Here is a 21476-nt window from a genome sequence, read left to right as displayed (position 1 = left end):
CAGCCGCCATGAGCATGATCCAAGGTTTCGAATGGGGTGTGGTGCTGCGGGATGAGTACCGTGAGATCCTGCTCAAAGGAATTGCAACGACGCTGGAACTCACGGGAGGCACTTTGCTCGGCGGCATGCTGCTCGGGGCGGTCTTGTCGTTTGCCCGACTGTCTCCGTCGTCCTGGCTGCGCCGGCCAGCGACTTTGTTCGTGGAGATCACTTGTGCTGTGCCGCTGCTCGTGCATCTCTTGTTTTGGTACTTTGGAGCACCGGAGCTGTTGCCTGATGCCCTCAAGGCCTGGTTGTACCGGCAGGATGTCGGCTTTTATGCGTCACTTGTGGCGCTTATCCTGTATTCATCGGCGTTCATTTCCGAAGACTTACGCAGTGGCATCCGCAGCATTCCACATGGTCAGCTGGAGGCTGCACAGTCACTTGGTTTCGGTTTTGTGAGGAGCTTTCGACTGGTCATCCTGCCGCAGGCGCTGAAGGCGGTGATTCCGCCGCTGTTGGGGCAGGCCATGACCATCACCAAGAACACCAGCGTGGCGCTGATGGTCGGTGTCGGCGAACTCGTCTATGTGACGCGGGCGGTACAAAACAGCTCGTTCCGGACGGTCGAGACCTACGCCTTCACCTCTGTGTTCTTCCTGCTGGTAGCCGTTGTTCTGACACTGCTGAGCCGGGTGTACGAACGCCGGAATTCTCTTCAAGCTTGAGGTTCTAACTATGCTCGATATCATTCAGACGTACTGGCTGCAGTTGCTGATAGGTCTCTATCCCCATGGGCCCTTGGGCGGCTTGGTCATGACGCTGATATTGGCAGTGTCCGGGCTGCTGCTGGCTTTGCCGGCGGGCATGGTGCTTGCGTTGACGCTCATCGCGCCGTGGCGATGGTTGAACCGTTTGGCCCAACTGTTCGTTTTCTATATGCGCAGCGTGCCTTTATTGGTCCATCTGCTATGGGCTTACTTTTTGGTTCCCCTGTTACTGGGCCCGAGGGCACCTCTGATGTTGTCGGTGATCGTTACCTTGACTCTCTTCAATGGCGCCTACATGTCGCAGGTCATCGTTGCAGGCATCCAGGCACTTCCACGCGGCCAATACGAGGCGGCGCGCGCCCTGGGACTGGGTAATGGCGCCGCGCTGCGGCTGGTTATCGTGCCGCAGGCTTTGCGCAATGTGACGCCCAGCATCATCACTCAGCTGGTGTTGTTGATCAAGGAGACCTCGCTGGCTTCGTTGATCGGGGTTCACGAGATATCGGAGGAGTTTATGGGATTGAACGACTTACTGGGCAATCGTTCAGCCGAAATTTTCATCCTCCTGGGGCTCAGCTACTTCATTCTTTGTTATCCCCTGACCCTCTTCGGGCGGCGTTTGGAGCGAAGGTTTGCTGGTGCGAACGGAATAATCAAAGCGGAGACTACGGCATGAACACTTCTGACCCCATCATCGAATTCAAGAACGTCACCAAGCGCTTTGGCAACCTGCCTGTGCTAAAGGACATCACCCTTTCGTTCCGTCAGGGGGAAGTGGTCGTTATCTGCGGGCCATCGGGGTCCGGAAAATCCACCTTGCTGCGTTCGATTAATCGCCTGGAGCCCATCGAAAAAGGCTCGATTGCAATTGAAGGCCAGGTCGTCGGCAACGCTGCGCGCGACATCAATGCGATGCGCCAGCGCGTTGGTTTCGTCTTCCAGCAGTTCAACCTGTTTCCGCACCTGTCGGTGACCGAGAACATCTGCCTGGCCCCGATGCATCTGTTGGGGCTCAGCCGAGAGCAGGCCCGGCAGCGGGCTGCTGCCTTGCTCAAGAGGGTCGGATTGGCAGAGAAGGGCGATGCCTACCCCGGTCGTCTCTCGGGCGGGCAGCAGCAGCGCGTTGCCATTGCGCGCACGTTGGCAATGGAGCCACCAGTCATGCTTTTCGATGAACCGACCAGCGCGCTCGATCCGGAGATGGTCGGCGAGGTGCTGGCGGTGATCCGCGAACTCGCCGACGATGGCATGACGCTGCTGTGTGTGACGCACGAGATGGGATTTGCCCGCGAAGTGGCAGATCGCATCATCTTCATGGCCGACGGTGAAATCCTAGAAGACACCAAACCGGACGTTTTCTTCACCGCGCCGAGCAGTCCCCGCGCGCGCGCATTTCTTGCCGAATTACGGCGTGCTTAGTCACTAACAAGTTGAGACTTTTCATTTTGTGAGAAGAATTGTGTTTTGCCAGAATCACTCTTGCGTCTATGACGCGACAGGCGAAATGCCTCTAAACCCAATGGGTTACGACATTTCGCAGGCCGTGGATCATATGTTCACAGTCTTTCAATGAAAGTCTAATTTTACAGAAGGAGATAAATCATGAAGTTAAGCTTTGTTAAGTCGCTGACAACCGCCTTTGCGGGAGCTGTCGCCATTGCTGCGTTAACTATGGGTTCTGCGCAAGCAGCGGGTACCTTTCCTTCAAAACCCGTGCGCATCATTTACCCGTTCGCTCCAGGCGGTGGCATGGAAGTGATGCTTCGGGTCATCGCGCAGGAAATGCAGAAATCAACGGGCCAGTCTTTCTTGATCGACAACCGGACAGGGGCAGGGGCGTCGATTGCAGCTCAGGCCACAGCGACGGCGCCATCTGACGGCTACACCATCCTGGTGGCTCCCGTCGGCATCATGGCCATTACCCCGCATTTGCGGAAACTGCCCTACGACACCCAAAAAGACCTGGTGCCAATTGCGCGCCTTAGTGAGTTTCGTGGTGTTCTGGTCGTCAGCAATGATCTGCCCGTAAAAGATGTCGCGGAATTTATTGCCTACGCCAAGGCCAATCCTGGCAAGATTAGTTATGGCACGACGGGTATTGGTTCCCAGTCGCATGTGGTGGGCGAAATACTGCAAAGAGGTTGGGGCATCAAACTGAATCATGTTCCCTACAAAGGGGCTGCGGTTATGGTCGGCGACCTGGTGGCAGGCCGGCTGGACTTAGTGAACGACCTGACCATGCTGCAGTACGTCAAGCAAGGAAAGGCCAAGTTGCTGACAGTGTTTGACGACAAGCGCTTCCCTGATTTTCCCAATACGCCGGCCGTCGGTGAATTGCCTGTTCCGCAAGTCAACAAGGGGGGCACCTGGTTCGGAGCCTTCGCCCCCAAAGGCACGCCGCCCGAGGTCATCGAAAAAATCGCCTCAGAGTTTGAGAAGGCACTGAAAAACCCGGAGATCGCAGCCAAAATGCGCCAGTCGAACATTAATCCGGCTTTCTTGGGACCCAAAGGGCTCAAGAAGGTCTGGGACGAGGACTTCAGCCTTTACGGCAAAGTCATCAAGGATGCCGATATCAAAGCGGAATGAGTGAAATATCAAGCATGACGCAAGCGTGAGTATTCAGAAGTGGCTCCGCAATTCTTAATACCGCTTTACGTGGAAACTCCGGGCTAACGCGAGGCCGATATCAGTCTGGCAAGAAGGAGTTCTTCGTGGTCAAAAAATCAGCGCGGCGCACCTGCTTCACGTATACGCCGGTGTTCAAGCCCGAGTGGCCTTGGCCGCGTTGCGCGAAGACTTGGGCGTTGGCCGAGCGGGGAAAGCAGTTCGAGATGTACGCCAACCAGATCACCGAATGGAAGCGCCAATTGCGTGAGCATGCGGCCGATGCCTTCGGCGGTGGCGCCAAAACAGCCGAGCCGGTGGACCTGGGGTCATGCCTAACTTGCTGGACGATTCCACGAGCCGCTTTGCACCCGTTGCAATGATAGGTACCGTGCCCAGTGACGCACTTTGTACTTGAATCTGCACACTTTAAAAGATGGAGACTTTTTATGAAAACTTTGGAAATTGCCGAGCAGCATCTGGACTACATGGTGGACCTGCGCAGAACCTTGCATCGCCACCCCGAACTATCGTTCAAGGAGGACGCGACCTCGAAGCTAGTCCAGGCTGAGCTGCAGAAGCTGGGCATCCCCTTTGTGGTGGTGGGCGATCACGGTGTGGTGGCCACCATCGAAGGCACCCGAACCGACCAGATCGTGGCGTTGCGCGCCGACATGGACGCTCTGCCGATCCAGGAAGATAACGCCCACCTCGATTACCAATCCGCAGTCGCCGGCGTCATGCACGCCTGTGGTCATGATGGCCATGTGGCGATGCTGCTCGGTGCGGCACGCGTGCTGTTGGCTGCCAGGGATTCCTTGCACGGCACGGTCAAGCTCTGCTTTCAGCAGGCCGAAGAACGTGGCGGAGGCACCAAGGAAATTCTTGAAGAGCTTGCCAAGCATCCCGTCAAGAGTGTTTTCGGCATCCACCTGTGGTCGGAGATAGAAAGTGGCCGCATCTCGGTGGAGGCCGGGCCGAGGATGGCCGCGGGCGACAGATTCGAGATCGTCGTGCGGGGAGTCGGTTGCCACGGCGCTAACCCGGACCGCGGTATCGACCCTGTGATTGCGGCAGCCGCCATTATTCTTAATGCATCGGCCCTCATCAGCCGCGAGGTCAATCCGGTGCATGCAACCGTCTTGACTTTCGGCAAGATACAAGGCGGCGTTGCCGCCAATGTCATACCCGAACAGGTTGCCTTGTCTGGGACCATGCGCAACACGAACCGCGAGACGCGCGCCCATCTCAAGGAGGCGCTGGTTCGCATGGTCACCAGCACGGCCGAAGCCTATCGGGCCAAGGCCGAGATCGTGTTCAGTGGGACGGGGCTCGTTGTCTACAACGAGGCTCGCTGCAGTGAAATCGCCGCATCGGCGGCGCGCGACAGCGCCGGGGAGGCTGCATTGATACAGCACCCGTGTCTGATGGCTTCAGAAAACTATGGCGAATTTCTCGAGGCTTACCCGGGGGTTTTCGCGTTTGTGGGGGCCCGCAACCCCGATTGCGGCGCCTGCTATCCGCACCATCACCCCAAGTTCAATATCGACGAGAAAGCCATGGCGCGCGGGGCGGCGCTGCATGCGCAATACGCCATTAATTTTTTCAATTCTTGACTCACAGGCTTTTCCATGAAATTTGATTTTGATGAAGTTGTCGACCGACGCGAGTCCATGTCGATCAAGTGGAATCGTCCTCACATACTCCTGAAGCCTGACGAATGCGCCGCCAAGCCGCTGCCCATGTGGGTGGCGGACATGGACTTCAAGTCGCCGCCAGTGGTCGTGGAGGCCTTGCATCAAGCGGTAGAGCGTGGCATTTTCGGTTACTCGCAGAGCGGCGACTCGTACGATGAAGCCATCGTGAACTGGCAGAAAAAGCGCTTTGGCTGGGATGTCTCTCCCGAGTGGATTCTCAAGTCACCCGGGGTCGTGTCGGCGCTCGCCTACATCATCCAGGCCTTTAGCTCCCCCGGCGATCGCGTGCTGATCCAGGCCCCGGTGTACGGGCCTTTCCACAACATCCCCAAAGTCAATGGCCGCCACATCGTTGATGCGCCGCTGGTGGAGCGTGCGGACCACTATGAATTTGACCCGGAGATATTTGAAACCGCGATCAAGACCTATACACCGAAGATATTCATTCTGTGCAATCCCCACAATCCGACCGGAAATGTCTGGACCGAGGCGCAGCTTCGGGCCATGAATGAAATCTGCCTGCGGCACCGTGTGCTGGTCATTGCCGATGAAATTCACCAGGACCTGATATTCAACCGCCAGGTCAAACACATTCCCTTCGCCAGCCTGGACGAAGGAGCCGCCAACAACAGCATCACCTGCACCGCGCCCAGCAAGACCTTCAACGTGGCCGGCCTGCAGGTATCGAACCTGTTTGTACCCAACGCGTCCCTGCGCCACGAACTGTGGGTGCACATGGAACGCTGCGGCTTTCATTATGTCAATTACCTGGGCATGGTGGCCTGCGAGGCCGCCTACCGCCACGGCGAGCCGTGGTTGGAGGCCTTGCTCGACTACGTCGGGGGCAACCACCGGTATCTGGCGGCAGAGATTCAAAAGTCGATACCGCAGATCACCTGTTTCAAGACGGATGCGCTTTATCTGGCCTGGCTGGACTGCCGCCGTCTGGGGCGCTCCGCGGACGATCTCAGTCACTTCCTGCTGAAAGAGGCGGGTGTCTGGCTGGACAGCGGCAAGAAATTCGGTCAAGAGGGGCATGGCTTCATGCGTATCAACCTGGGCTGTCCCAGGGCCACCGTTGATGAAGCGCTGCAACGGCTACGCCAGGCAATTAATCGCTGACCCTCTGGTTTATTCACCACGCCACGCCACGCCACACCCGCCTGGGCGCCATCGTTGAATGCATCGACGGCGCGCTTGTTGGGCACGGCGACCACTGCCACGTCGACCGGCTGGCCAATGGCCGTCACGGAAGGAAAGGTCGGATGCTCCTGAATCCGCTGGATCCGCTGGATCCCGGGGTTGACCGGGAAGATCTGACCGGGTGCATTTAAAAGTATTGGACGCTATTTCAATCGGCCTTGTCATTCCAGTAGTGATCCCATCGGTGATTGGCGCGTGCGGCACGAAGGTTGAGCATGACTTGGGCATGGTCTTCTTTCCGCCATGCGCCGGGCGCTTGAGCCGTTTCTGGATCACATATCGGTGTGCGCTCTCGACCTCCCCGGAGCCAATCGGCAAGTTGGCCGCCATCGCATCCTGGTACTTGAACTGGCCTGGGCGGTGGGCTATATAGCCGTAACACTGACACACTGGCGTGCCCACGATGGGCGTGGTTTGTGGCTCCTGAAATGGATGCAGCGCCTTCATGACTTCAGACAGCAGCTCCGCCTTCAGTCGCTCTTTTTGGAGGTTCCTCCACCCATCGAGGCCATGCTTGGCGCAGGCCTTGGCGGCCCCCGCCAGGTAATCGCACAAGTGGCAAAAATCAATCAGATAGTCGGCCCTGCAAAATTCACGCGAATCCGCGAGCAACACCTGAATATCGCCAGGCACATGCGCCCGACGCCCATTGCGGTGTGCGAGACAACACGGCGCGCAGCATCACCAGGCGCAAATAAAGGCCCCTCAGCCCCAGGCGCACAATCGCGCGCAGCAACCAGCGGATGTTGTAGCCCGCCGAACACAACACCGCGTGCAGCGCGTCGCCCGTTTGCCCCTTCAGCCAGCCCGATCCATCCCGTTGTCGTGCTTGGTGTGCCCGATCTCCGGCTCAACGGCTTGTCTTCGTTTGAGCCAGCGTCTTTGTTGATCGGTCAGCCGAGTGCGAGGGCGGGACCGATTCCGCAAACCGGCTGGACGGACCGGAGATCGAGATCGACCCGACCACAGCATCGTCCGGGCCGAACACCAGTGCGGCCAACGCTGCAATGTCGGACTCTCGTTCCCCCACCGAAAAGGAGAACGTCAGCAACGAACAGTACCAGCCGACGTGAGCCGGCCACTCAGTCGGATCGGATATTGGAAGCCTTGGCCACCTTTTTTAGGTGCTGGATGTCGGCGGCCACAAAAGCCTCGAACTCCGCCGGCCTCATGACCAACGCATCGGCTCCTTCCTTCAGGAAGAAATCCCTCATTTCCTTCGACTGAACGATCTTGTTGATCTCGGTATTGAGGCGCTCGACGACGAGTTGCGGGGTACCCGCCGGTGCCAGCACGCCCCACCAAGTCTCGAACGCGCTACCCTTGTAGCCCGCCTCGTCCAGCGACGGCAGTTCCGGTGCCACCGGCGAGCGTGCCTCGGACGTGACAGCCAGCGCACGGATGCCGCCGTCTCGCACCTGCCCGAGAATTGCCGGCGCGCTGGCGAACAGGACCTGGATCTGCCCGGCCCTCAGGTCCGTCATCGCCATACCCATGCCCTTGTACGGCACATGGGTCATCTTGATCCCGGCCACATACGAAAACAGCTCGGTGGCGAAATGGTTGATGCTGCCCAGGCCCGAAGTGCCGTAGTTGAGCTTGCCCGGATTCGCCTTGGCATAGGCCACCACGTCGCCAATGGTCTTGAAAGGCGACTTGCTCGCCACCGTGGCCAGCAGCGGCCCCTTGGCCAGTATCGCAACCGGTTTGAAGCCGGTGACGGAGTCATAGCCCAGGTCGGTGCGGATAGCCGCACCAACGGTGAAGGTCGAGGTCACCACAACCAGGGTGTAGCCGTCTGCCGGTGCCCGCGCGGTGAGCCTGTTGGCGATCAAGCCGCCTCCAGCCGGTTTGTTGTCCACAAGCACCGTCTGGCCCAGCACGTCCTGCAGGCGTTTGGCCAAGGCACGCGCGAACAGGTCGATGGAGCCGCCCGGCACATTGCCCACGACCAGCGTGACCGGCTTGGCCGGGTAGGCCGCCTGCTGCGCTGTGGCCATGCCGGGCAGGCACAGTCCCGCCAGCGAGGCCAGGGCAAGACGGCGGCGTTGCGGGTTCACGGCAAGGGGAAAGGAACGCATGTTTGTCTCTCGCTTTGTGGTGTTGTTCGGCGGTCAGCGTCAGTCCAGCAGCGCGACGATAGTGTTCCACCCCGAGGGATGCAGGGCCACAGTGCCGGCGGCCATCGCCTGCAGCTTTTGCAGGTATCCGCGCTCGCCGGGGTAATAGATGCGATCGGTGCGCGGCAGCTTCGGCGTCGCGTGCAGGCTGTCGACCAAAGCCTGCATTTCCCGCTTGAATTCGGCGACGGGCATGAAGAAATCGATATGTATGGCAATGAAGAAGTGGCTGACCCGCTGTTTGCGGTCGGGGTCGTCCATCGTTTCGACTTCGGCATCGGGCACGCCCGCCGCTAGCAGCGAGGCAAGCATGCTTACCGCCAGGGTGATGCCGTAGCCCTTGTGCCCGCCGAACGGCAGCAGGACGCCGGCGAGCGCCGCAGCGGGGTCGGTCGTCGGCTCGCCATTACCGTCCAGGGCCCAGGTGTCGGGTATCCGCTCACCGCGCTTCTGTGCAAGGCGGATGCGCCCTGCCGAACTCGTGGCGTTGGAGATATCCAGCACGAAGGGAATGCCGGCTACATGGGTCGGCATGCCGATGGACCACGGGTTGTTGCCCAGCAGCGGCAGTGAGCCTCCCCACGGGGCCAGCCGCGGCGACGCATTGGAGAACACCATGCCCACCATGTCGCGTTCCGTGGCCATGGCGGCGTAGTAGCCGGCCGTGCCGAAATGCTGGCTGTTGCGCACCGACACCGCGCCGATGCCATAGCGCGACGCCTTGCTGATGGCGTCTTCCATGGCCTGGTGAGCAATCCACTGACCCAGTCCATGCTGGCCGTCCCAGCGGGCGACCGCATGCCGGTCCGCAAGGCGCTCCAGGTTCGCCGGCAGGACGACCGAACCGTTGACGATCTTCTGTCGCACCATCTTCACCCGCGACAGGCCGTGGCTCGCGACGCCGCGCAGCTCGGCGTCCAGCAGCGTATCGATCAGCACCGCCGCCTCCCGCTCCGGCAGATGCACTTGGGAGAAAACGCGGCGCAGCACGTCCTCGACCTCCTGGATGGGAACCCGCACTTCGTTGTCCGACATCGCTTGAACTCCTTCTTGGGGGACGCAGTGCTACCCTACACCGTCGGCTGGGTGCGGCTGATGGCGATCTCTTCGTCGCCCAGGGTCTCGGACCGGGTCAGGCGGCCACTGGCGGTCGACAGCATCGCATCGAACACCCTTCGCCCGGCCTGTGCGACCGTTTCGCCCTCCAGCATCTTGGACACGTCCACATCCACGTTGTCGGCCAGCCGCTTGGCGGTGCGGGGGTTGCCGGTGATTTTCATCGTTGGCGACACCGGGCAGCCCATGATGTTCATCTGCCCCGTGGTGAAGATGATGATCTGCGCGCCGCCGGCCGACAGTCCCGTCATCGACTCGGCCGCGGGCGCTGCGGTGTCCATCAGGAACAGGCCCTTGCCCGCCGGCTTGGTGGCGTAGGCCAGCAGCCCGCATATCGGCGTGGTGCCGCCCTTGATGATGGCGCCCAGCGACTTTTCCTCGATCGTGGTGATGCCACCGCGGATATTGTCGGGCACCGGGTTGGCGCCGCGGATATCGACGCCGCGCGCAATGGCATCGTCCTCGATACGGCGCACGGCCGCCGCGATGGCCTCGCTCACCTTCGGGTCCTTGGTGCGCTTGGCCAGGATGTGCTCGGCACCCATCCATTCCGAGGTTTCGGAGAGGTAGACCCGGCCGCCCGCATCGACGACCCGGTCGGCCACCCAGCCCAGCGCGGGATTGGACGCGATGCCCGAAGTAGTGTCGGTGCCTCCGCATTCCACCCCCAGGATCAGCTCCGACAGCGGAATGCGCTCGGGCCGGACGGCCGACGCGTCCTGCACCAGCGGCATCAGCAGGCGCATGCCCTGGGCCAGCGCCTCGATGGTTCCGCCGACATCCTGCACCGAGATCATGGCCACCGGCTTGCCAGTCTTGGCAATGCCGTCGGCCACCTGCTGCGTCGTCACCCTCTCGAGCCCGACCACCAACACCGCGGCGATGTTGGGGTTGCTCGCCAGACCGACTTGCGTGCGGCGGAAAATGGTGTCGTCGTCGCCAAACTGGCCGCGGCCGTACCACACCGCCAGCGGTAGGGTCTGTCGCACCAGTTGCGCCAGGTGCCGCACGACACCGTTCACGCTATCGGTCACCGCCAGCACCGCCACCCGGTTGCGGATGCCGACGTCGCCATTGTTGCGCCGGTAGCCCCAGAAGCCATCATTCAGATCATTCGTCGCCATGGTCATGCTCCCTTCAGGTCGCCGCGGCCGCGCTGGCTGTCGACGTTGTGCACATGGACATAACCGCCGGCCGGAATGTCTTTCAACGCCAGGCCGATGGGCTCGCCGTACTTGTAGATGGGCTCGCCGGCCGGGATAGCCACCAGGGCGATCTTGTGGCCGAAAGGCACGGCCTCGGCCACCTTGACGCTGGCGATGTCCGACGCCGGCACGCTGTCGCCTGGGGCGAGGTCGGCCACCGCCGTGGCGACGTTGTCCTTGGGATGCAAAATAATCACTTGGCTCACGCTGCTGTCTCCTGTTGTTCGTGGACACGCCTTGTTGGCCGCCTGTGCGCCGGCCGATGGCACTGCCAGGAATTCTAGGGGCACCGGTCGCGAAAACGTAGTCGTCTTTTCGGATGGAATCCATCGGAAAATCCGATGATTCGGTGGCGCTGAGCGCCCCGTTGTCAGAGCGTGGCGACGTCGGCCCCCACCGTGAGACTCATGGCCTGGAAGGCCCGGCAGGCGCGCGAAGCGTTGGTGTGGTGGGTCACCAGCATGCTGAACTGGCGACGGAACTCGGCCCCATCGGCTAGCGGCACGGTTGCCAGCGTCGGGTCGCCGTCGCGCATGGCCATGCCCGAGATGAATCCCACGCCCATGCCGGCACGCACAGCCTCCTTCACGCCCTCGATACTGGTCACGTCCAGGATGTCGGCGGGCACGATGCCGTGTGACAGGAATACCGCCTCCACCAGACGCCGCAAGCCGGAACCAGCCTCGCGCCACACCAGGGGGTAACGCGCCAGCTCCGCCAGCGTAACGGGCTTGCGCGCGCCCAGCAGCGAATGTCCCGCCGGAACAATGGCGGCGACCTGGTCGGTGTACCAATGCAGAACGGCGGTATCGGCAGGCATCTCTTTCGGAACCGGCCCCTCGATGAAGCCGATGTCGAGCTCTGGCAGCCGGCTGGCAATCTCCGCCGAATTGCCGCTGCGAATCATGGCTACCTTGACCTTCGGACATTCCGCGTGGAAGCGGGCCACCAGGTGCGGCAGCAGGTAGCTGGCCGGCGTAGTGCTGGCACCTATGCGTAGGATGCCGCCACCCTCACGCCATGCGACGCGCATGGCCACCGCCTCGTCGTGGGCCTTGCGGATGTGCCCGGCAAACAGGGCAAGCTGCTCCCCCGCCGGCGTCAACTGGATGCCGCGCCCGTGCCGGTGGTAGAGCGCCTCGCCGAAGGATTCAGCCAGCAGTTTCAGTTGTCCCGAGACCGCCGGTTGGGACAGGTTGAGTTCTAGCGCAGCGCCGCTGATGTTGCGGTGCGAGGCTACTACGGCGAAGGTGCGCAACTGGTCAGGGGTCATGCAGGCAGCCACCCGAGCAGCGAAGCAACGGCGCGGTCTGCGCCCCGGTGAAAGTCCATGGTTCGTCTCCTAATATCTTTCAAATAAATCAAATTTCCAGTAGTGTCCGTTTAAAAGTTGAACAAATTCAACTGAATATCGCCAAGCGATGTTTCTGGAATTGGAAAGCTCAGCTGCAGGGCGCATGAAAGCTGGGTTTTCTCGAAGACCGAGACGGAAAGGATCATAGGAAATTTTATTGTTCCCACACTCCATAAATGAAGCGCTTCATATATAATTCTGACAAGGTTTTAGCTATTAGTATGAAAGCCTATTTTCATAATCTGAAGCGCTTCATATATTTTAACGATTTAACGCTTTGTTGGCTTAGGAGGCACAAGTGTTCAAAAAACTCAAACTGTTCGCCATTGCGATTGGCTGCGTTGCGGCATTGGGAGTCAATACGGCCAACGCGGCCGATCTCAAGCTCGGAGCCCTTTACCTGCTAAGCGACGGCTTGGCGTTGCTTGGCGATGAAAGTTTTCGGGGAATGCAGATTGCAGTTAACGAGCGCAACGCAGCAGGCGGAGTTAATGGAAGCAGAGTCGTCCTGGTCAAGGCCGACGCTGTTGACGCAAACCAGCATGTCGGTGAATCAACGAGTCTGGCGGGTGCGCCCGCCGCGTCCAACGACGCCGTCATCGGCGTGACGCCGTTGCGCCGGCTCGGAAAACTCGCTGAAGTTGCCGATGCCTGCCTCTTTCTAACCTCGCGGCAGGCTGACTTTATTACTGGTCAGGTGATTGATGTCGCCGGCGGCTGGTTGATGACCTGAGTTCCAAACAAAGACAGGATGCATTTATGAGCTCGAAACTGAACATGAATTACATTGCCGGCGAATGGGCGGCGGGCAGCGACATCAATCGCAACATCAATCCTTCTGACACTGGGGATGTGGTCGGGGAGTACGCCCGGGCAAGCGAAGTCCAGGCACTCCAAGCCATCGATGCCGCATATGACGCGCGGGTCACATGGCAGCGCCGTACCGCCGAAGATCGGTCAGACGCCATGGACCGAATCGGAACTGAAATCCTTGCGCGTCGCGAAGAGCTTGGTCGTCTCTTGTCGCGTGAGGAGGGCAAGACGTTGCAAGAAGGCGTTGGGGAAGCTACCAGGGCGGGCCGCGTCTTCAAGTTCTTCGCCGGCGAAGCTCTGCGCCTTGGTGGCGAGAAGCTGGCTTCGATACGCGTTGGCGTGGATGTCGATGTGGTGCGCGAAGCGGAGGGGGTCATCGGCATCATCACCCCGTGGAATTTTCCCATCGCCATTCCGGCCTGGAAAATCGCACCGGCCCTGGCATACGGCAACACCGTGGTCTTCAAGCCGGCCGACCTCGTGCCAGGCAGTGCCTGGGCGCTTGCCGAAATCATAGTGCGCGCTGGCGAACTTCCGCCTGGCGTGTTCAATTTGGTGATGGGATCGGGTTCCAAGGTCGGCAATGCCATGGTGAGTTCACCCAAGGTGCGTGCCTTAACCTTTACTGGCTCGACGAGCACCGGACGTCAGATCGGCATGAAGTGCATGGAGCGAGGAGCCAAAGTACAACTCGAGATGGGCGGAAAGAACCCGCTCGTGATTCTGGACGACGCGCAACTGGACCAAGCAGTTTCTGTGGCCATCAATGGTTCATTCTTTTCGACCGGCCAGCGTTGCACAGGATCGAGCCGGATGATCGTCCAGGAAGGCATCCATGACCGGTTCGTCGCTGCCATGGTCGAGCGTATGGCCGAGCTGCAGACGGACCATGCGCTCAAGGTCGGAACCGACATTGGACCTGTCGCTTCGCAGGATCAGCTTGATCAGGATATTTTCTACATTGCGAGTGCCCGTGAAGAGGGTGGCCGGGTCGTTGCTGGCGGTGAATTGTTAGCGCGTGCGACACCTGGTTTTTACCTATCGCCCGCGTTGATTACCGACACACACAACGCCATGCGTGTTAATCGGGAGGAGGTGTTCGGGCCGGTCGCGAGCGTCATTCGTGTGAAAAACTACGAAGAAGCCCTTGAAGTGGCCAACGACACGGAGTTCGGTCTTTCTTCGGGCATCTGCACCACTTCCTTGAAATACGCGACCGACTTCAAACACAACTCAACGGCCGGCATGGTGATGGTCAACGTGCCGACAGCGGGCGTTGACTATCACGCACCATTCGGTGGCCGTAAGGGCTCAAGCTACGGATCGCGTGAACAGGGTACTTACGCCCGCGAGTTCTATACCGCAGTGAAAACAACCTATACCCAGGCTTGACAACATGCAAGAAATCACCGGAAACACCCGCATCTTTGGCATCCTGGCCGATCCGATTCACCATGTCAAAACCCCTCAAGGCATCAATCGCCTCTTGCGTGAGCGCCAGATTGATGGCGTCATGGTGCCATTTCATGTCAGCGTCGATGGTTTGGAAGCGATGGTCCAGGGACTTCGCCAGATGCACAATCTGGCCGGCTTCGTGGTCACTGTGCCTCACAAGACAGCGATGTCCTCGGTTTGCGACGAGCTCACGCCGGCGGCAGCACGCATTGGCGCCGTGAATGTAGTGAGGCGCACGCCCGAGGGCCGTCTTATAGGCGGCATACTCGATGGCGATGGCTTCGTGGCCGGACTGCGCCGCAATGGAATAGAACCTTGCGGCCGTAGCGCCTATCTCGCGGGTGCAGGGGGAGCTGCCAGCGCTATTGCGTTCGCACTGGCACAAGCCGGGGTGACGCGTCTGACTATCGCAAACCGTACGCCTGAGAAGGCGTTGGAATTGATCGGCCGCATTGCGCTCGATTTCCCTGATCTCCCACTGAATGCCGGAACTGACGATCCGTCTGGCCACGACCTCGTTGTAAATGGCACATCCCTGGGTCTGCGCGCGGGAGATGCGTTGCCGCTGGACGTGGAACGCCTCTCGGCGGCACAGATGGTTGCCGAAATCATCATGCAGCCCGCCGAAACGCCGTTGCTGATCGCCGCGCGCAAGAAGGGCTGTCGCATTCACTTCGGCGCGCCGATGCTCTCCTGCCAAATCGAACTGATGGCCGCGTTCATGGGTGCGCTCAATGGAGACGAGCGCGTTGAATCAGCAATGCCTAATGGAGCCGCAGCATGACAGACTTAACTTTTATCGACAGCCTGCGTGCGATCGTCGGTGACCGCGGTGTTGTCACTGAAGCCACTGATCTTGAGATATACAACACTGATTGGCGTCACATTTTTCACGGAAAGGCACGCTGCGCGGTGTTACCGCGCAATACGCAGGAAGTCTCAGCAGTCGTGCGTCTGTGCGCCTCCGCCGGCGTACCCATGGTGCCTCATGGTGGCAATACCGGACTTTCGGGAGGGGCGACGCCCGACGACAGCGGCGCGCAGGTAGTTATTTCACTGGCCCGCATGAGCGCTATCCGCAATATCGACCCGGTTGGCGAAACCATGGAGGTCGAGGCGGGCTGCATTTTGCAAACAGCACAGGAAGCGGCAGCCGAAGCCGGTCTTTTGCTGCCTATCAGCCTCGCGGCCGAAGGGTCTGCCCGCATCGGCGGTATCCTGGGTACCAATGCGGGCGGGACCAATGTTTTGCGTTATGGCATGGCCCGAACCCGTGTGCTCGGACTTGAAGTGGTCACTGCAAATGGCGAAATCGTCAGCGGCCTGCGTCGCTTGCGCAAGGACAACGCCGGTTACGACTGGAAGCAGTGGTTTATCGGCACCGAAGGCACGCTCGGGATTATTACGGCCGCTGTGTTGCAGCTGGCGCCCATGTCCCGTAATACGGTGACAGTACTTCTGGCTGTTCCGAGCCCAGAGGCTGCGCTGAAGGTGATGCGCGCTGCGCGGCAGGGCATCGGCGAAACCCTGAACGCATTTGAGTTGATGTCTGGCACCGCCCTGGAACTGGTCGAGCGCCATCAGGGCTTGAAGGTCCCACTGGCGCCATCAGAGTGGTACGTCCTACTCGAAGCAAGTTCTTCCTTGCCCAGCTTGCGCGAGGCCGTCGAGAATTTGCTGGGTGAAGTGCTCGAACGCGAGGACGCCACCGACGGTGTCATCGCGGAATCTGAGCGCCAGGAGAGCGAATTGTGGGCATTGCGTGAATCCATCACGGAGGCCGAGTCGCGCGAAGGGCGCTCCGTAAAGCACGATGTTTCCGTCCCGATTCCGGCCATACCCGCATTCCTGCGTGAGGCCGGCGCTGCGGTCGCCGGGGCATTTCCGCAAGCACGCATCAATGCGTTCGGCCATGCCGGCGATGGCAACATTCACTACAACCTGGTCGTATCTTCTTCCACGGATGGCAGTGCGCTCAATGCGCTGGTCCACGACATTGTGGTTGCTCACGGTGGGAGTATTTCGGCCGAACACGGGATTGGCCAGTACCGGGTCAAGGAACTCGAACGTTGCCGCTCTCTGCCGGAACTCGAACTAGCGCGGTGCGTCAAGCATGCGCTCGATCCGTCCGGGTTGATGAACCCCGGCAAGATTTTGGCGTCATTACACGCAGAAAAGTAAAAAATGGACTCGTTTGATTACGTCATCGTCGGCGGCGGAACTGCCGGCTGCATTCTGGCCAACCGTCTGACGGCATCCGGGCGCCATCGCGTACTGGTGCTGGAAGCGGGGGGAGAGCCCAAAAGCATGTGGATCAACATTCCTGCTGGGTTCAGTAAGCTACTGACAAACAAGAAGTACAACTGGCGTTTCCAGACAGAGGCAGAGGAGAGTACAAACAGCCGCGTGATCTCAGTCCCACGAGGAAAAGGGCTGGGAGGCTCGACGCTGATCAACGGCATGATCTACGTTCGCGGCCAGGCTGGCGACTACGATGCTTGGAGGGACGGCGGCGCGCATGGCTGGAGCTTCAAAGACGTTGAACCATATTTTCGCAAGCTGGAAAACTACGACAAAGGCGGACCTGCCCGTGGGCATGATGGACCGATGAAGCTGGACCAGGTCCGCGAAAGGTTTCCGATTTCAGACGCTTTCTTGAAGGCAGCGAACGAGGATGGCCAGCCCTACAACGAGGACTACAACGCCGAGCAACAGGACGGCGTCGGCTATTACCAGGTGACTCAAAGCGGCGGACAGCGCTGGAGCGCTTACGATGGCTACTTGCAACCAGCCTTGCAGCGAGAAAATTTGAAGGTTGAAATTCATGCGCATGTTCTGCGCCTGGAATTTCGTGAGAAGCGATGTGTGGGCGTGACGTATCGCCAGGATGGACGCGAGATAACGGTCGCTGCGAACATTGAGGTGATTCTTGCCGCAGGCGCGATCCAGTCGCCTCAGCTTCTGGAGCTTTCCGGCATCGGTCAACCTTCTTTATTGCAGTCCTTGGGAATTCCCGTCCATCACGTGCTGCAGGGTGTCGGTGAAAACTATATTGACCATTTCGCGACCCGCATGAACTGGCGCGTCAAGGGCACGGTCACTCTGAATGAAATGTCCCGCAACTGGCGTCTCGGGCTGGCCGTGTCCCAATATTTTGCACGGCGTTCCGGTATTCTGACGTTGGGAACTGGTCTTGTACATGCCTTTATCAAGACGCGCCCTGAAATGGTGACACCTGATGCGCAGTATTTCTTTGTGCACGCGAGTTATGCCAACGCGGCCGAGCGGGTGCTGGATACGGCGCCAGGTATGACCATTGGGGTCACGCAACTGCGGCCAGAGTCTGTTGGGACGATCCACATTAATTCTCGCGATCCCGCAGTCGGCCCCTCGATTCGCCCGAACTTTCTGGCAAGCAAGGTCGATCAGGAGTGCATGATTCGCAGCATGCAGATCGCCCGGCGGATTGTCGGCCGACCTGCGTTGAAGCCGTACATTGTTGATGAAATGAGCCCTGGAGCTGGTGTGCAGGGTGATGCTGACTGGCTGGCATTCGCACGTGCAAATGGCCAGACGATTTACCATCCCATCGGCACGTGCAAGATGGGCGAAGACGACGCGGCAGTGGTTGATGTGCGATTAAAAGTGCGTGGCCTGGAAGGGCTGCGCATCGTCGACGCATCGGTTATGCCCAAGATGGTGTCGGGCAATATTCAGGCAGCCGTCATGATGGTTGCAGAAAAGGGTGCCGATCTTATCTTGGAGGACGCAGCCCACCAAGCATGAAAGTAGTTAGGATTGCTTCAAGAACTTACTCTAACTCACTTCTTGACCAAAATGACCCTTGATCGTCGCTCCACCCTTGCTGATGTCGCCCGCCTGGCGGGTGTGTCGCTGGGCAGTGCCTCGCGTGCCCTTTCCGTTCCCAACGAGGTTAAGCCGGCGACCCTTGCAAAAGTCCAGCAGGCGGTCGCCCAGCTGGGTTACGTTCGCAATGGTGCGGCCCAAGCGTTGGCATCTAGGCGGACACGAACCGTGGCCGCGATCTATCCTACGCTGAGCAATCCGATTTTTTCCGTTTCCATACACAAGCTTCAGCAAACGTTGTGGAAATATGGCTACCAATTGCTGGTGGCAAGCCATGAGTACGAGCCTCAAAGAGAAATTGACCTATTACGGGCTATTGTCGAGCGCGGTGTGGATGCCATCGTACTGGTTGGTACCGATCATTCACACGAAGTGTATGAATTGGCGCGTCAATATGGTCTGCCGTACGTTTTGACTTGGTCCTTTGATGATTCAACTTATCCGCATTGCGTGGGCTTTTCCTACTATGACGCTGCCTATGAGATGGCCAAAGTAGTCGTGGAAAGTGGTCATACGCGAATCGCTTTGTGCAACGGCTTCGAGGTAAGTAACGAGCGCGCGCGGGCACGGGTTGCGGGCACACGTGCGGCACTCAAGGCAGCAGGAATTTCCTTGCGGCGGGACTGGGTGACGGAACAACCCTTCAACTTCGAAGGCGGCCGCGAAGCCGTTAGACGTTTCATGGGCAGCGAAGACTGCCCGACCGTGCTGATCTGCGGCACGGACCTGCAGGCAATTGGCGCCATCGACGAATGCCGAATCCGTGGTATCCGGGTCCCTGAGGATTTGTCAATCACGGGCTTCGACGACATTGAGCACGCAGCCATCGTGGTTCCGCCACTGACCACGGTGCATGTACCCACCGAAAAAATTGGCATCCTTGCTGCCCAGCGTATCGTCGAGCTGATCGAGGGACGGGAGATGCCCGCTTTTTCGCCTCTTGAGACAACAGTTGTCATTCGGAAAAGTCTTCTTTCGATTCAAAAGACATCAAGCCTTGGTCGCTCCAAGCGAGCGTCATTGTCGGCCTCGGGCTAATCACCAGCGTACACAAGTACGCTGAATTGAAGCTCATCGCGAAAATTTGAAGAAAGCAACAATGAAGATTCTTGTCCCCGTCAAACGCGTTGTGGACTACAACGTCAAAGTCCGAGTCAAATCAGACGGCAGCGGCGTCGATATCGCCAACGTGAAAATGTCCATGAACCCCTTTGACGAGATCGCCGTCGAGGAAGCCACGCGCCTGAAGGAAAAAGGCGCGGTGACCGAGGTCATCGCGGTCAGCTGCGGCGTGCTGCAATGCCAGGAAACCCTGCGCACCGCCATGGCCATTGGCGCAGACCGCGCCATCCTGGTCGAAACCGCCGAAGAACTGCAGCCGCTGGCCGTGGCCAAGCTGCTCAAGGCGCTGGTCGAGAAAGAGCAGCCGCAGGTGGTGATCCTGGGCAAGCAGGCGATTGACGACGACTGCAACCAGACCGGCCAGATGCTGGCCGCGCTGCTGGGCTGGCCGCAAGCCACCTTCGCCTCCAAGGTCGAAATCGAAGGCGCCGTAGCCAAGGTCACGCGCGAAGTCGACGGCGGCCTGGAAACGCTGGCGCTCACCTTGCCGGCCATCATCACCACCGACCTGCGCCTGAACGAGCCGCGCTATGTCACCTTGCCCAACATCATGAAGGCCAAGAAAAAGCAGCTCGACAACTTCAAGCCCGAAGAGCTTGGCGTCGATGTCACGCCGCGCCTGAAGCTACTGAAGGTCAGCGAGCCGCCCAAGCGCAGCGCCGGTGTCAAGGTCGCCGACGTCGCCGCCCTGGTCGACAAACTCAGAAACGAAGCGAAGGTGATCTAAATGACCGCACTTGTAATTGCCGAACACGACAACGCGAGCCTCAAGCCCGCCACCCTCAACACCGTGACCGCTGCCGCCCACATCACCCAGTTGAGCGGCGGTGAGGTCCATGTGCTGGTGGCCGGCAAGGAGGCCGCCGCCGCCGCCCAGGCTGCCAGCCAGATCGCCGGCGTGGCCAAGGTCATCCATGTCGAGGGCCTGCACTTTGAGCATGGCCTGGCGGAGAACATGGCGGCCCAGGTGCTGGCCATTGCCAGCAGCTACTCGCACATCCTGTTTCCGGCCACCGCCTCGGGCAAGAACATTGCGCCGCGCGTGGCCGCGACGCTGGATGTGGCGCAGATTTCCGACATCACCGAGGTTGATGCGGCGGACACCTTTGAGCGCCCGATTTACGCCGGCAATGCGATTGCCATTGTGCAAAGCCTGGATGCGACCAAGGTCATCACCGTGCGCAGCACCGGCTTTGATGCGGCTGCGGCCACGGGCGGCTCGGCGGCCATTGAAACCTTGGCCGGGGTCGCCGACAGCGGCCAGTCGACCTTTATGGGTTCCGAAATCGCCAAGAGCGACCGCCCCGAACTGACCGCCGCCAAGATCATCGTCTCGGGTGGCCGGGCCCTGGGCTCGGCCGAGAAGTTCAATGAAGTGCTGACACCGCTGGCCGACAAGCTGGGCGCGGCACTCGGTGCCAGCCGCGCCGCCGTCGACGCCGGCTACACGCCCAACGACTGGCAGGTGGGCCAGACCGGCAAGATCGTGGCGCCGCAGCTGTACGTGGCCATCGGCATCTCGGGCGCCATCCAGCACCTGGCTGGCATGAAGGACAGCAAGGTCATCGTGGCGATCAACAAGGACGCCGAGGCGCCGATCTTCAGCGTGGCTGATTACGGCCTGGAAGTGGACCTGTTCACTGCCGTGCCGGAATTGGTGGCCGCGCTGTAGTTCGTCGACCTGGGGTAATCGTACTTTCGGTGTAATTCGGTGCGCTTCAGAGGGAAAAGTCTAATTCCGACAAGCACTTACGATGGCAGCCCGATTTGAAAACCATGAACAGTACAAATTGTTGATTCGAAGGGGATTTCTACCACTGACCGTGTCAATCTGCACCGAAAGTAGGATTACCCAGGTTGAAAGCCCTTTTTTAGCTCAACCCGTCTCGATTGAGTAGCCCTACATAGCATCTCCCGATCGAACGCACCCGTTAAATGACCGCAATGGAACAGCGGTGGCAATGACCGGTCTGGAGTAACCGATTCAAATCCAGGGTATGCGGCGACGGACCGTTTTCGCTGCATAACGGAAGTCGGTTTCGGGCAGTCAACAGTCTTCACAGTGCCTATGGACTAAACCGCTCGCGCGGTAGTCCGCCGCAAAGGCCCTGACGCGGGGTAAACATCGCGTCCCTGTCTATGTTGGCGAGTGAGGCAATCGGCCT

Annotated in this window: 21 protein-coding genes and 2 pseudogenes; 15 read left to right on the top strand and 8 right to left on the bottom strand. The window is 59.7% G+C overall.

Annotated features, from left to right (window positions below; genetic code table 11):
• Positions 1 to 8: 8 nt before the first annotated feature.
• From BM160_RS20355 to BM160_RS20325, 7 genes are all read left to right on the top strand, one after another.
• Positions 9 to 710 carry an amino acid ABC transporter permease gene (locus BM160_RS20355; protein ID WP_092007990.1) on the top strand — a complete coding sequence of 234 codons (702 nt, stop codon included), beginning with the start codon at positions 9 to 11 and terminating at the stop codon, positions 708 to 710.
• A 10-nt stretch (positions 711 to 720) separates the two neighbouring features.
• Positions 721 to 1428, top strand: a complete 708-nt coding sequence (locus BM160_RS20350; protein WP_092007989.1) for an amino acid ABC transporter permease — start codon at positions 721 to 723, stop codon at positions 1426 to 1428.
• A gap of 14 nt (positions 1429 to 1442) precedes the next feature.
• Positions 1443 to 2171, top strand: a complete 729-nt coding sequence (locus tag BM160_RS20345) for an amino acid ABC transporter ATP-binding protein (RefSeq protein ID WP_143093305.1) — start codon at positions 1443 to 1445, stop codon at positions 2169 to 2171.
• A 183-nt stretch (positions 2172 to 2354) separates the two neighbouring features.
• Positions 2355 to 3341: a Bug family tripartite tricarboxylate transporter substrate binding protein gene (locus BM160_RS20340; protein ID WP_092007987.1), complete on the top strand. Its 987-nt coding sequence runs from the start codon at positions 2355 to 2357 to the stop codon at positions 3339 to 3341.
• A gap of 125 nt (positions 3342 to 3466) precedes the next feature.
• A complete protein-coding gene (locus BM160_RS22430) occupies positions 3467 to 3742 on the top strand; it encodes a hypothetical protein (RefSeq protein WP_143093303.1) in 276 nt (91 codons plus the stop codon).
• 66 nt (positions 3743 to 3808) lie between these two features.
• Complete coding sequence (locus BM160_RS20330; RefSeq protein WP_218156634.1) at positions 3809 to 4975, top strand: amidohydrolase; 1167 nt, start codon at positions 3809 to 3811, stop codon at positions 4973 to 4975.
• A gap of 15 nt (positions 4976 to 4990) precedes the next feature.
• Positions 4991 to 6178: a MalY/PatB family protein gene (locus tag BM160_RS20325; protein WP_092007985.1), complete on the top strand. Its 1188-nt coding sequence runs from the start codon at positions 4991 to 4993 to the stop codon at positions 6176 to 6178.
• On the opposite strand, the gene BM160_RS22425 is transcribed toward BM160_RS20325, so the two are convergent.
• From BM160_RS22425 to BM160_RS20290, 8 genes and pseudogenes are all read right to left on the bottom strand, one after another.
• Positions 6082 to 6372, bottom strand: a complete 291-nt coding sequence (locus tag BM160_RS22425; RefSeq protein ID WP_255369017.1) for a hypothetical protein — start codon at positions 6370 to 6372, stop codon at positions 6082 to 6084. The genes BM160_RS20325 and BM160_RS22425 overlap by 97 nt on opposite strands.
• Positions 6373 to 6851: 479 nt before the next feature.
• Positions 6852 to 7156 (bottom strand): annotated as a pseudogene (locus tag BM160_RS20320) (hypothetical protein); the annotation flags it as partial.
• Positions 7110 to 7289, bottom strand: a complete 180-nt coding sequence (locus tag BM160_RS23185) for an IclR family transcriptional regulator domain-containing protein (protein WP_369821810.1) — start codon at positions 7287 to 7289, stop codon at positions 7110 to 7112. The pseudogene BM160_RS20320 and the gene BM160_RS23185, both read right to left, overlap by 47 nt.
• Positions 7290 to 7341: 52 nt before the next feature.
• Positions 7342 to 8340 (bottom strand): Bug family tripartite tricarboxylate transporter substrate binding protein, encoded by a 999-nt coding sequence (locus BM160_RS20310; protein WP_255369016.1) that lies wholly within the window; start codon positions 8338 to 8340, stop codon positions 7342 to 7344.
• A gap of 39 nt (positions 8341 to 8379) precedes the next feature.
• Positions 8380 to 9414 carry an Ldh family oxidoreductase gene (locus tag BM160_RS20305; RefSeq protein WP_092007983.1) on the bottom strand — a complete coding sequence of 345 codons (1035 nt, stop codon included), beginning with the start codon at positions 9412 to 9414 and terminating at the stop codon, positions 8380 to 8382.
• A gap of 35 nt (positions 9415 to 9449) precedes the next feature.
• Entirely contained in the window at positions 9450 to 10619 is a 1170-nt protein-coding gene (locus BM160_RS20300) for a UxaA family hydrolase (protein ID WP_177219093.1), read from the bottom strand.
• 2 nt (positions 10620 to 10621) lie between these two features.
• On the bottom strand, positions 10622 to 10906 hold the full coding sequence (locus BM160_RS20295) for a UxaA family hydrolase (protein WP_092007981.1): 285 nt from the start codon (positions 10904 to 10906) through the stop codon (positions 10622 to 10624).
• Between the two features lie 164 nt (positions 10907 to 11070).
• Positions 11071 to 11973 (bottom strand): LysR family transcriptional regulator, encoded by a 903-nt coding sequence (locus tag BM160_RS20290; RefSeq protein WP_092007998.1) that lies wholly within the window; start codon positions 11971 to 11973, stop codon positions 11071 to 11073.
• A 661-nt stretch (positions 11974 to 12634) separates the two neighbouring features.
• Here BM160_RS20290 and BM160_RS20285 point away from each other — a divergent pair.
• From BM160_RS20285 to BM160_RS20250, 8 genes and pseudogenes are all read left to right on the top strand, one after another.
• Positions 12635 to 12787, top strand: a pseudogene (locus BM160_RS20285) (SDR family oxidoreductase); the annotation flags it as partial.
• 38 nt (positions 12788 to 12825) lie between these two features.
• Positions 12826 to 14259, top strand: coding sequence for an aldehyde dehydrogenase family protein (locus BM160_RS20280; protein WP_218156635.1), 1434 nt, complete (start codon positions 12826 to 12828; stop codon positions 14257 to 14259).
• Between the two features lie 4 nt (positions 14260 to 14263).
• Positions 14264 to 15106, top strand: a complete 843-nt coding sequence (locus tag BM160_RS20275) for a shikimate dehydrogenase family protein (RefSeq protein ID WP_092007979.1) — start codon at positions 14264 to 14266, stop codon at positions 15104 to 15106.
• Positions 15103 to 16503 carry an FAD-binding oxidoreductase gene (locus tag BM160_RS20270; protein ID WP_092007978.1) on the top strand — a complete coding sequence of 467 codons (1401 nt, stop codon included), beginning with the start codon at positions 15103 to 15105 and terminating at the stop codon, positions 16501 to 16503. Before BM160_RS20275 ends, BM160_RS20270 begins: the two co-directional genes overlap by 4 nt.
• Positions 16504 to 16506: 3 nt before the next feature.
• Positions 16507 to 18108, top strand: a complete 1602-nt coding sequence (locus BM160_RS20265) for a GMC family oxidoreductase (RefSeq protein WP_092007977.1) — start codon at positions 16507 to 16509, stop codon at positions 18106 to 18108.
• A 51-nt stretch (positions 18109 to 18159) separates the two neighbouring features.
• Positions 18160 to 19227: a LacI family DNA-binding transcriptional regulator gene (locus tag BM160_RS20260; RefSeq protein WP_092007997.1), complete on the top strand. Its 1068-nt coding sequence runs from the start codon at positions 18160 to 18162 to the stop codon at positions 19225 to 19227.
• A gap of 61 nt (positions 19228 to 19288) precedes the next feature.
• Positions 19289 to 20038, top strand: coding sequence for an electron transfer flavoprotein subunit beta/FixA family protein (locus BM160_RS20255; RefSeq protein ID WP_092007976.1), 750 nt, complete (start codon positions 19289 to 19291; stop codon positions 20036 to 20038).
• Positions 20039 to 20983: an electron transfer flavoprotein subunit alpha/FixB family protein gene (locus tag BM160_RS20250; RefSeq protein WP_092007975.1), complete on the top strand. Its 945-nt coding sequence runs from the start codon at positions 20039 to 20041 to the stop codon at positions 20981 to 20983.
• Positions 20984 to 21476 lie beyond the last annotated feature (493 nt).

Origin of the sequence: Polaromonas sp. OV174, from assembly GCF_900112285.1 — a bacterium.
Taxonomy (GTDB): Bacteria; Pseudomonadota; Gammaproteobacteria; order Burkholderiales; family Burkholderiaceae_C; genus Polaromonas.
This window is presented reverse-complemented; position numbering and strand designations above follow the sequence as displayed.